The organism is Candidatus Methylobacter oryzae, from assembly GCF_003994235.2.
In the GTDB taxonomy this organism is placed as follows: Bacteria; Pseudomonadota; Gammaproteobacteria; order Methylococcales; family Methylomonadaceae; genus Methylobacter_A; species Methylobacter_A oryzae.
Window position 1 is genome coordinate 1 of record NZ_RYFG02000002.1, and the last position, 12,047, is coordinate 12,047.

General features: G+C 50.9%; 5 protein-coding genes. All 5 read right to left on the reverse strand.

The window, feature by feature from the left end; translation table 11 throughout:
- Positions 1–231: 231 nt before the first annotated feature.
- Positions 232–1,065, reverse strand: coding sequence for a cupin-like domain-containing protein (locus tag EKO24_RS00010; RefSeq protein ID WP_127030065.1), 834 nt, complete (start codon positions 1,063–1,065; stop codon positions 232–234).
- Between the two features lie 113 nt (positions 1,066–1,178).
- Positions 1,179–2,393, reverse strand: a complete 1,215-nt coding sequence (locus EKO24_RS00015) for a sulfotransferase (protein WP_206667179.1) — start codon at positions 2,391–2,393, stop codon at positions 1,179–1,181.
- 181 nt (positions 2,394–2,574) lie between these two features.
- On the reverse strand, positions 2,575–3,798 hold the full coding sequence (locus EKO24_RS00020) for a PepSY-associated TM helix domain-containing protein (RefSeq protein ID WP_127030067.1): 1,224 nt from the start codon (positions 3,796–3,798) through the stop codon (positions 2,575–2,577).
- A gap of 365 nt (positions 3,799–4,163) precedes the next feature.
- Entirely contained in the window at positions 4,164–6,674 is a 2,511-nt protein-coding gene (locus EKO24_RS00025; RefSeq protein WP_127030068.1) for a TonB-dependent siderophore receptor, read from the reverse strand.
- A 38-nt stretch (positions 6,675–6,712) separates the two neighbouring features.
- Positions 6,713–11,881: a non-ribosomal peptide synthetase gene (locus tag EKO24_RS00030; protein ID WP_143733124.1), complete on the reverse strand. Its 5,169-nt coding sequence runs from the start codon at positions 11,879–11,881 to the stop codon at positions 6,713–6,715.
- Between the last annotated feature and the right edge of the window lie 166 nt (positions 11,882–12,047).

The following is a 12,047-nucleotide window of genomic DNA, read 5'->3' on the forward strand; positions in this document are numbered from 1 at the left end:
TCACTCGGTACAGTCCCTGTACCTCTCCCTTCGGGTGCTGCGCATGCAAATCGGCTATCCTGCCGATTTGTCCCGGCGAAAGCTCCGGTGCGGCGCGGCAAACGGGAGCCCATCCGTACCACAATAAGTTTCTAATGCTCAACAGAGAGGGTTTAGCAGTGGGTTGATTTTAATTAATCGAAAATTGCTCTAGAAAGATCAAAAACAGCGATACTGATAGTCTTGCCACACCTATCCTCGAACCGATTGCAAAATCCGCTTCAACATACGCTTTCCCTTAAATATCCATGACATAATTTCAAACACCGGCACATAGCGCAATGGAATACCTGTCGGGGGTAGCCATCTCAACTTACGGGAATCATCCCAGAAAAAAACGACCGCGGAGCTGAATTCCGGTGTTTCAACGCCATGCCACCAATAAATTGGAAAAAACAGCATTTCCCCCGCGGTGACTTCGCATTCGTAATACTCAACATTTTCATACAACGGATATTTCTCTAAATCAACCGGCTCGCCTTCAATCTTACTAAAATGCAGCTTCTGGTAAAGATACGGAGTTTGATCGGGGGCGAAAAGCTTTACCCGTTTGCGGCCCGTAACTTGACACAACAACGCCTTTCCGAAGGGGTGAAAGTGAATTTGCGAATGCACATGACTACCGATGTAACCCACCGCAGCGAATTTTGCTGAATCAATGTAAGGCGGAGCCGTATAGTCGCCGGCGATTTCCGGCAAGATGTCCTTAACAGATCGCTCGCTTAAATAAACCCGCTCATTACCAACCGGCTCCTTGTTAACTACGTCCAAAAAATCCGCCAGCTTCATCAATTCGGTGCGTGCTTTGAGGTAGGCACCGTTACGCATACGTTTGACAGGAACTGAACGTTCACCGGCAAGCGAATTGAAATACTGTGAATTCCAAAGCGAACAGGCATCCCACTCGGAAACAATCCCCGTTATCAGCACCGGCTTACCCGGTTCCGCATATAACCTATTAAATTCTTCAACCGAGGGCGCATGTACCCTATCTACCTGTAGCGGCAATCTTTCATTTGAATGCATTGTGTAATCTCCCGTTATTATGGAATCAATTTAAAGCTGAGTTGAGCAGCTTGTCCGCTCAAACGAAACTTATGCCCTCTGGGTATAAATACGCCGCCTCATCACAGACAATTTCAAGAAAAAAGCAAACGGCCTAAATTGATTAACGCCCCGTTATCGTCAACGCCTGTTATTTCGATCACACCTTGATTAATCGCTTCGACCGAACTTCTTTTGCCATTCATAATATCGATCAACAACGCCGCAGAAAGGGACAATGAAAAGTCCGCCCTGGAATCACCCGGTTTAACAACGCCTTCTTGACCTGATAAATCGATGATCCAAACTCCATTCGGCACGCCGGTGACAATTATCTTCCATAGGCCTTGAAGTGTAGGGTAGAGATGCCGGTTTCTTTTGACGGCGTCCGTAAAACGAACCTCAAATATTTCCGATATTTCAGAAACTTCAGAGGTTTCGCGCGTTTTCTTGGAGCTGTCGGAAGGCGGATTGTTCTGGGAATAATAGTCGTCTAATGCCGGGTACCCCAGCTTACCGAGCAAATCGTCAAGCGCCGGCAGAAATTTGTTTGGGATGCCGGACCGCGGCACTTCTTTGCCTTTCCCGATGGAGTCCTGGCGAATCTTGCTGGATAATGTGGCTTTGCCGTCGCCCTCCCCCGCATCATGCGTCACCGCAAAGACGCGCTCCGACAGCCCCGCTTCCCAGTCAACGCCTAAGAATTGAAATAAAGGTTCCAATGTTTCTTCAAACTGCGTGACTACGGACTCGTACTTTAGCCGATAGCAACGCTCTGGATGCGCCGCTTCGAACGCCAATAATCTATCGGTTTTTTCCAGCCAATTTTCCGTCATTGCCGCAATAATATTTTCCGGATTTCTATGCACATACGGCATATGTTCAGGAAGAAAACGGAATTTACTCATGTTAAGACTGGAATTAACCACATCCATGCAATTACGGTACAGGCATATATATTTCGCATCAGGAAAATGCGCTTCCAATACAGGCAGGTATTCCAAATTCATCGGCGTCTTCTCGCACCAAATTTGCTTACCTTTGGCTGCGGTATAACGCTGCATGATATTAACAACCATGCTGCGGGTTTCGCTCAGCGCATACCGTCTTTTAGATTCTTCGTCCCTTCCCCCATGAGTCTGCGCAAGCGTGCCGAATAAGGTACGATTTAAATCTTCGCACAAGCTGCCAAGATACAAATGACCGGGACACGCTATTTTGGAATGCGTATCCATGATGTATCTAAGCATGGTCGAACCGGAGCGCTCGCAAGAGAGAATAAAAACGGGGGGGGCAAAGGCTTCATTCATCATTTTTCTCCATAAAATTAAGATTCACATTGTTTTAAGCTAAGTTTTAACGCTCCCTATAAACCTAAAAAAAATCGGTTGGAGCGTGTAAAACCGTTCGTGCTGAGCCCTTCGGCTACGCTCAGGAGAGCCTTGTCGAACCATGAGCTGTTTTTAGGATAAAGCCAGTCTTCCGATGGGACTAGCCCGTTGCCGGCTTTTTGATATGGCTTCCTGCTCGTCGCTTTTGCAGCCAGCGAATCACGCCGGTAACGAACAATACCGGACAAGCCAAACCAGTCAAAAACACCAAAATACGGCCAGTCATGCCGAAGGCTTGGCCGGAATGCAACGGCCATTGCCAATGCGTGAACACCTCCCCCGCCGTGCCGATAGTCGGATCGTCCACGTCCAGTATTTTGCCGCTATAGCGATCCATAACCACGCAACGCCGCTGCAACAGGCTACCGGGCGCATCGACACCGTTTAGACATACCGTATAGGTTTTGGTGGGAGTAAATGCACCGTAAATAAAATGCGGTCGACCGGTCGGATAATGTTCCCTGGCGGTGGCGACCGCTACGTCCATGCCGATGGCTTGAGCATTAACGGCCGGCGGAGTGGATTGGAACCAATAGCGGTAGGTCACCGGCGAAAACAACTCCAGCACCGGCACCACGTTATTCGGCAACACCATGTAAACGCCGGAGAACAAGACCGGCAGCATCACCAACGCCGTGTAGAACCCAGCGGTTTTATGCAAGTCGTAGTGCAGCCGCTCGGCACTGGCCTTGCGCTTGACCGTCAAGGCTTGCCGCCAGCGCCCGGTCAACGGCCACCAAACGATCAAGCCGGTCAGCACCGAAATTATCAATAACGCGCCGGACAGGCCTACCACCACCATGCTGACATCGCGCGACTTAATCAACAGCGCATAGTGCAGTTTGAACATAAAATCGATAAAGGTTTTGGGGACAAAGCTGTCCGAACGCGCCTGCAAGCGCTTGCCGATGACTTTAGCCGTATACGGATCGACCGCCACCTGCCATGTTTCGGTGGCCCCGTCCGCTGCCGCAACTATGTACCTGAGTTTAAAAGCCGCTTCGGCATTGCGCGGATAGGTGGCGAAAGCGTGTTTGGCCTGTGCCGGCATAGCCTTGCGCCCGGCTTCGAAAATCGCCGCCAACGGCCGGTAAGCCGCCGAAGGTTCCGGCGCTTTGACAGTTAACAATTCGCTATTCAGCCATTCGTCGATTTCTTCATCAAACACCAGAATGCTGCCCGTGATGCCGTAAATAGACAGCAACAAACCCAAGCTTAGGCCCAACCACAGATGTACCGCCAGCCAGTTTTTGCGCCGGCTTTTCAGTCTGGACAGGCGTTGCTGCTTACTGATTAAATCCCGCTGATTTATGTCGGTTTTCATCGTTCCGTTGTTGTCGAATTGAGTATCGATATTGAGTTGTTGAAAGCATGTCGCTATGCCGGGCGGGGTGTCCGCCAAGCTAAGTAATAAATCGCAAAATTTGCCGATTCCGAAACTTAAACTTAGTAGTAAACCCTAGGCGTAGGCCGGAATACCCACAGGGCACAAGTAAGACCATCCAAGCGCGTAGCGCGAGGTGGTGTTTCCGGCGAATTTGGATGATGTTTACCGGAAAAGCTCCCGCTCTTTACCTACATAATCCACAGGGATGTGGTGAATGCAGATATTTGCTCCCGCAATATCAGTCCATGTAGGCAACACCAGTTCTCGCTGTCGCTCGAACCGGCTTATTTCGGCCTACATAGCTAATACTCCAACTTCAACGAGCCCATGACCGAAATAGGCTCAGCGACAAGTACCGAAACGCGGCCGCCGTTGTATAAAGAACTCTCGCTAAAATAATCCTTGTTCAGCAGATTGTTGATATTTAACTGAGTAGTCAACCGGGTTTTACCGATGGGATGGATATAAGCCGCCATCGCGTCTGTCCTGGCATATCCGGGTAATTGATAGGTGTTGGCGGTATCGCCTTGACGGCTGCCGACCAGCACTTCGCCAAGCCCTACTTTGAATCGTTCTGTGAGCTGGTAAGTACCCCAAACACTAGCCTGATGATCCGGTACATTGACCAATTCTTTACCGACGTTACCGTTATTATCCTTGGTAATGCGGGTATCGGTGAAAGCATAGGTGGTAATCAAATTAAGCTTCTCGGTCACTTGGCCTTTAATATCGACTTCGATCCCCTTGCTACGCGCTTCGCCTATCGCAAGATTGAACAACCGATTAGCTGGGTCAGGTGTTAGGGTATTGCTTTTGGTCAAGTGATAAAAAGCCACGGAGGTCGATAACTTCTTATCAAAGAACTCGGTTTTAAAACCGGCTTCATATTGTTCACCGATTTGCGGATCGAATTGCTTGCCGGTGGCGGAAAAACCGCTATTGCCGTTAAAGGATTGCGTATAGTTTCCGTACACCGACAACCATTGCCACGGCTGATAAAGCAAGCCGACTCGCGGACTGAAGTTTTGCGTCTCTACATCGCTGAAACTGTTTTTGGCCTGTTGCACCGACGTGGTCGAAGTGCCCCTGCCATTTAACGACCAATCGTAGCGGCCGCCGCCCATAATATGCAGCTTATTCCAAAGCGTAATTTGATCCTGGAAATAAACGCCAAACCATTGATCAAGGCGTGTCTGAAAGCTGTTATTGGCCTGTCTGTCAATGGCTGCTTGGCTAACTTGATCGTGAACCGGATTGTAAATATCAATACCCGGCACAGCGGCTATAGCGCCGGAAAAGCTAGATGAGCCGGGCCACTTGTTATTATAGAAATCACCGCCAATCAAAATGTCGTGCCGAGTGCCAAACAAGTCGAATCTTCCGTTCAAATCTAAATTGGTAGTAAACGTCTCCCAACTCTGTTGAACCTTGAACAGCCCCCTGTTCAAGGTTCGGTTGTCTGCCCGCATACTCATCGGAATTATATCGACCTCCTTTTGACTCCAATCTTCCCAAAGAAATCGGTTCGTTAGTTTCCAATTGTCATTAAAATTGAATTTCCAGTCGAATCCGATCAGTACGTTTTCCTGTTCACCCCGATTCGCAGCAGAATCCCCAAGAAAAGTATTGGATGGCAACTTGACGGGCCTGTTGGCGCCATTTAGCACCGGCACGCCATAGTCATTAACAAAATTGTCGTGTTTGTATTCCAGCTCTAAATTGGCTTCGAATTTATCATTCGGCCGCCAACTTAAAGTAGGCGCAATAAAAACGCGATCACTGTTGACCATATCCTTGAAAGATCCCTTGTCGAGATAAGTCGCATTGAATCGGTACAAAAGGGTTTTAGCGTCATCAATCGGGCCTGTGGCGTCAACCGTAGTGCGATAAAGATCGTAAGAACCGAACTGCTGTTGCAACGCATAATAAGGCGTCGCCAACGGCTTTTTGGTGGTGATGTTAACTACGCCGCCCGGTTCGATGCGTCCATAAAGCGCCGCGGCCGGCCCTTTTAGCACTTCAAGCTGTTCAATATTGGACGGTTCGTAGAAATTGCTGGGGAACAGCAAGCCGTTACGGTAGGCATTTCCGGTAAGCCCGGTGGTGAATCCACGAATAATAAAGTTATCGTATAAAACACCCGACCCGGTTCTTGCCGAAACGCCACTGACGTTTCGGTTAAGCGAATCCAAGATATTTATATTCTGTTGATCGTTCATCACCGCCTTCGGCACGACTTGTATCGAAGCCGGCGTCAACATGATCGGCGTATCGGTCTTGGTGGCAGTAGTGGAGGTGGTGCGGTTGTAATTGGGGTTGTAAGGATCGTTGTCGGCATAGCTCGCTTTACCTATTACCGTCATCGCTTTTAATGTAGTTGTGCCGGAACCTTCTCCTTTGGGTGCTTCAGTCAAAGAAATAGCGTCATTGTCCCCATACCGGTAAACAATATTTGAATCGGCCAAGAGTTTTTGTAATGCTTGCTCTGGCTTATAACTGCCGTATAGCGCTTTAGACTTAAGATTCTGAACCAAGGCAGCAGGATAGATTAATTGCATCTCGGTAGTTTCCGAAAATGCAATTAATGCCGAAGCCATATCTTCAGCGGGAATGTTAAATTTAAAAACCTTTACCTTATCCACTGGTTCCGCTTGTCCTGAAACCGCATAGCACATGGCAAAAATAAAAATACAGCTTGGAAAATGAGCTTTAATTTTTCTATCTGCCCGGATCATCGAAGACCCGCATTCAGTAAATTCATCCTGTTTTTGTATAACTGTCGACCTACCGACGTTGATAGCGGTGCGTAACATTCGTTTTCCCCAAATAATGAAAGTTATGAAATGCGGCTTTAGTTTGCATTTCCATGATGGAGACGAACAGACGCCAAAACTTCCTCACCTGCTTCCAACAAAAAATATTCAATCAGCTCATGTAAAAACTCATTATGAAGCTGAGCCCATTTTCCAATCGTCGCTTTATCAAAACGCTCGCTGCTGTATATCCAGCTGATCTGTAGCCGGTTTTCAATAATCATCGCAACCACTTCTATGTCGTATAGCTTATGGTTGTTTTTATTGACTCCCGCCCCAATCGGCTCTTTGGCAATACTGAATGGACAAGAGGGTGGAAGCGCCCTGTCCAGTTGCCCTAAGTAGTTAAATAAAATCTGGGAACGGGGACAATTTCCCAACTGCCTCGCAAGCTCGGCATCACTCAGATAGCGCAGAATGCCGTAGCCCATCCCGCCTTTCGGAATCCTATCCAACTGCGCTTTAACTGAGTCGATAAGATTGCGAGGGCTAGCCTTTGCAGGTAACGTCAACAGCGCCGGATGCACATTGGTAAACCAACCGACGGTACGCGTTAAATCAATATCTTCAAAAACATCTTCCCTGCCGTATCTATCCAGATCGAGCAATACGGATTCTCCGCCGCTCCAGCAACATAAAATCTGCGTCAAAGCACTCAGCAATATTTCATCGACACCGAGCTGAGACATTGAGGGTATTTTCTGCACCAAGGCTTGCGTTTCGGTTTCATTCAGACTGATCGTGATCGTTTTAAAGTATTCTTCGCACTTACTGCCCTCGGGATAATCTATTGGCAACGGCTTGGCTTCAAAATAGCCGGGAGATAGCCAGAAATCCGATTCCTCCTGCGTATAGCCGGTCTTAGCAACTGTTTGCAAGCGTTCCGACCACTGCTTATAGGAAGTGGTTTTTGCCGGGAGCAGAATCTCTTTTCCTGCTTCCAGCTGCCGATGGGCTGTGTCTAAATCCTCCAGCAAAATACGCCAGGAAACGCCGTCAATAGCCAGATGATGAACAATAAACAACAAGCGTTGCGGCTGCCCTTCACCTAATTCGAACAAGGCAACCCTGATTAGCGGGCCGTCGGTAATATTCAGCGTCGTTTGCAACTCGGCTGATATTTGCTCGATTTGAAGCAGTTGTTGCTGTTGAGACAATCCCGTTAAATCGACAAAACCGGCTATTTTTTTCGTCTCATCCGCCAGATTGATTTGCCGCCATCCGCCGCCTTCGTCAGGCATAAAGCGCAGCCTTAAGACATCGTGATGTTTAACCAGCTGTTGCACAGCCCGTTCCAAAATATCGGCTTGTAAATACCGTTCCACATTCAACAGCAAGGACTGATTCCAATGGCTCGGATAAGCCAAGTTAAGCTCAAAAAACCAGTGCTGAATCGGCGTCAGTCCAATTTCGCCAACCACCAAGTCCTGCTGCGCCGTTATTTTATTTTCATTTCCGGCAATAGCGGCAAGCTCGGCAATGGTCTGATTCTCGAATAACTGCCGCGGCGTAAAATAAACGCCTTTGCGCCTGGCTGCCCCGACAATCTGAATGCTCAATATGGAATCGCCGCCCAATGTAAAAAAATTATCGTTAATGCCGACTCGTCCGATACTCAGCATCTCCGACCATACATTTGCCAGCACCTCCTCAACCGGAGTGCGCGGCGGCGCATATTGCGTTTCATGGCGGTCCGGCGCGGGCAATAGCTTGCGGTCAACTTTGCCGTTTGCCGTCAACGGCATTTGGCTGAGGAAAACATAAGCGCCAGGCAACATATAATCCGGCAGTAGCGTTTTAAGCTTTTCCCTTAACGTCTCCGCTGTAAGCGAGCCATCGGCATTGCCGACAATATAAGCGATCAATTGCTTGTTTCCAGGCTGATCCTCCCGCGCTAAAACAACCGCCTCCTCCACGCCCGGAAACGCCAGCAACCTTGCCTCTATTTCCCCCAGCTCGATTCTGAAGCCGCGGATTTTCACTTGATCGTCGATGCGGCCTAAAAATTCGATATTGCCGTCCGAACGGTAACGCGCCAAGTCGCCTGTTTTGTATAACCTGCCGCCGTCAGCCTGGAACGGATCGGGGATGAATTTTTCCGCCGTCAGCTCGGGACGCTGCCAGTAGCCGCGCACCACGCCTTCGCCGCCGATATGCAGTTCGCCCTGTACGCCTACCGATACCGGGTTGCCGGTGCGATCCAAAATGTAGAGCCGGACATTACTGATCGGACGGCCTATCGATAGCGGCCTGTCGTAATCGCCGCGAGCCGCCAGGTAAACGCTGCTCCATACCGAACCTTCGGTCGGGCCGTATTCGTTATATAACAGCACATGCGGCAACGCCGCGTAGTGCTGCCTGACGACTTCAGTCGAACACGCTTCTCCGGCAACGATGACCGTTTTCAGGGTTTGCAGTTGTGCTCCCGCCTGGTTCAACAGCAAACCATAAAAAGACGGCAGCGCCAGCAAATGCGATACCCGGCGCCCCGCAATCAAATCAGCCAAAGCCGCCGGATCTTTGGCGGCGTCATCCGTCGGCAAACACAGACACCCACCTTGTCCCAACGTCCAGAATAATCCGGCCACGGAACTGTCGAACGCGAACGAAGACAACAGAAGATAGGCGCTTACCGGTTCCTGGTAATTTGCAAACCGCGCGGCTGTCGAATGTACGGCGTTGCGGTGCGAAACCGTCACGCCTTTGGGCTGCCCGGTAGAACCGGACGTGTAGATGATATAAGCCAGATCGAGCGGGTTATTGCAGGGTACAGGATTGTTAACCGGGCATTCCGCAATAGCTTGCCAATCGCTATCCAGATAAATCGTTTCCTTCGCACCATGCATCAATGACGCTGCCAGCCGTTGTTGGGTAATCAGCACATCAATCTGGCTATCCTTAAGCATGTAGGCGATGCGTTGTTCAGGATAATGGGGATCGAGCGGCACATAAGCCCCGCCAGCCTTCAATATCGCCAGCAGAGCGATCACCATTTCCAACGACCGCTCCACGCAGACGCCGACCGGAACATCGGGACCGACACCCTTAGCTATCAGGTAATGCGCCAGCTGGTTGGATTTGGCGTTGAGCTCGGCATAGCTTAAGTATTGCTTTTCAAAGCTTAGCGCGAGCGCGTCCGGCGATTTTTCCACCTGCTCTTCAAACAGCTGATGAAGGCAGCGGTCCTTAGGATAATCGACGGCGGTGGCATTCCAGTCGTACAGGATTTGTTGTTGCTCGTCAGGCATCAGCGTCGGCAGTTCGCACAGACGCGACTCGGACTGTTCGGCAAACGCGATCAGCAGTTGCCGCAGATGCGTCAGCATCGCATCGACGGTTTCGCTTGAAAAACGTGCAGCATCATGGCCGATCTCCAGCTTCAACCGGCTACCGGGGAAAATGGACAAGCAGAGCGGATAATTGCTGGGGTCGACTCCCCTGGCTTCATCGATCCGCATCGAACCGCCGGCATCCATCAAGGCTTGGTCTATAGGATAATTTTCGAACACCAGCAGGGTATCGAACAGATTCCGGCCGCGAGGTATCTCCGACCAGCCTTGAATCTTCGCCAGCGAGGCATATTCGTAGCGGCGCATGTCCTGGTTTTGTTCAAATAAGGCTTGCAGCCATTCACTCACACGGTATTGCGGCCGCAACTGCAAGCGCATCGGCAAGCTATTGATGAACAGGCCGACCATGTCTTCGACACCGGTCAATTCCGCCGGCCGCCCGGAAACGGTAACGCCGAATACGACGTCGACGCTGCCGCTATAACGGCTAAGCAGCAGCCCCCAAGCAGCCTGGGCCAAGGTGTTCAGGGTCAGCTGCCGGCGCTTGACGAAGCGTTGCAAACTTAAGGTCTCGGTTTCGGACAGCAGCAGGGCTTGTTTGCTGCTGTCCGTAGACTCCTGTAAACGGCCAGCCGCCCGGTCGGCGCCGAGCGCAACAGGTTCGCTGTAGCCTATCAAGGCCGTCCGCCAGTAGACCTCGGCGGCGACCATATCTTGACGTTGCAGCCAGGCTATATAGTCGCGATAGGGTTTTCTTGTCGGCAGACGCGGCGTATCGCCTCGTTGCAAGGCTTGGTAGGCGGTAAATACATCGTTTATCAACATCGGCGTGCTCCAGCCGTCCAGCAGCACGTGATGATAGCTCCATAGAAAGTAATGAGTATCGTTGGAACACTGCGCCAAAGTCAGTCGCATCAACGGCGCACGGCTAAAGTCGAAACCCTTGGCATGGTCGTCGGCCAGATACTGTTGCCAGCTCTGCTGCTGTAGCTCCGCCGACATGCCGCGCCAATCGGCTTCACTGATAGGTAGTTGGACTTGCTTGTCGATGATTTGTAACGGCTGCTCGCCGTCTTTGAAGTAAAACCGTGTACGCAGCACGGGGTGGTGTTCCAACAGTTGCTGCCAAGCCTGCTGGAAGACGGCAATGTTCAGTTCGCCGTGCAAGCGGCAAGCCAATTGAATGCAGTAGACGCTGGATTCCGGCGTATACAGGCTGTGGAATATCAGGCCGTGCTGCAACGGCGCCAACGGGTAAATGTCGTCAATCTGCCGAGGCGTTAAGGCCATAGCATCCAGTTCGGTTTGCGACAGGGCCGGCAACGGAAAGTCCGACGGCGTGTAACCGCCTGCGTCCACTTGGACGCAATGGGCAATCACGTCCTTCAGTTGTTGCAAATAGCGTCCGGCCAGCGTTTCCATCGTGGCACTGCGATAGCGCTCGCGACTGTAGCGCCAGCTTAGCTGAAGCCGTCCGTTTTCAATACTGCCGATGACGGCCAATTCATGCGCCCGCATTCCTGTAGGGTCGCAGTTGTCGCCGGTCGTATTCTGGGTCGGTGCGAACGGCGCATCGGCCGCCATGGCGGTGTCAATTTGGCCGAGATAATTAAAGATAATCTGCGCTTGGGGCTGGGCGGCCAGTTGCGCTTTTATCTCATCGTCCGGCGACAGGTAGCGCAGTAAGCCGTAGCCCATGCCTTTCATCGGCACGGCCCGTAGTTGTTCTTTGACCGATTTCAGCGCCTCGTCCAAGGACGCGTCTTTGGACAGGTTCAAAAGCGCGNTATCGGCGTCATTCGCGATGTCTTCGCGGCCGTGGCCTTCCAGATCGATCAATACCGATTCGCTGTGCAGCCGGTCGCGTAATGTGAGCGTCAGTGCGGTCAGCAACANCGACTTCGCTTTCAGCGACAAACGAGCTGCCGCCGTTAGGCATGTCTACCGGAAACGCCGGCACCCGATGCCGCCTGGCGTCCAGCCAATAATCGAGATCCAGCGGCAAACAGCCTGTGCTTAGCTGCTTGATAAGTTGTTCCGACCAGTATTTGAATGAACTGGTTTTTGCCGGCAATGCCGGAGT

Bases quoted from the DNA above. Each gene is read 5' to 3' on its own strand.
- EKO24_RS00010 (WP_127030065.1), bottom strand. From the start codon at position 1,065: ATGCATTCAAATGAAAGATTGCCGCTACAGGTAGATAGGGTACATGCG.
- EKO24_RS00015 (WP_206667179.1), bottom strand. From the start codon at position 2,393: ATGAATGAAGCCTTTGCCCCCCCCGTTTTTATTCTCTCTTGCGAGCGC.
- EKO24_RS00020 (WP_127030067.1), bottom strand. From the start codon at position 3,798: ATGAAAACCGACATAAATCAGCGGGATTTAATCAGTAAGCAGCAACGC.
- EKO24_RS00025 (WP_127030068.1), bottom strand. From the start codon at position 6,674: ATGTTACGCACCGCTATCAACGTCGGTAGGTCGACAGTTATACAAAAA.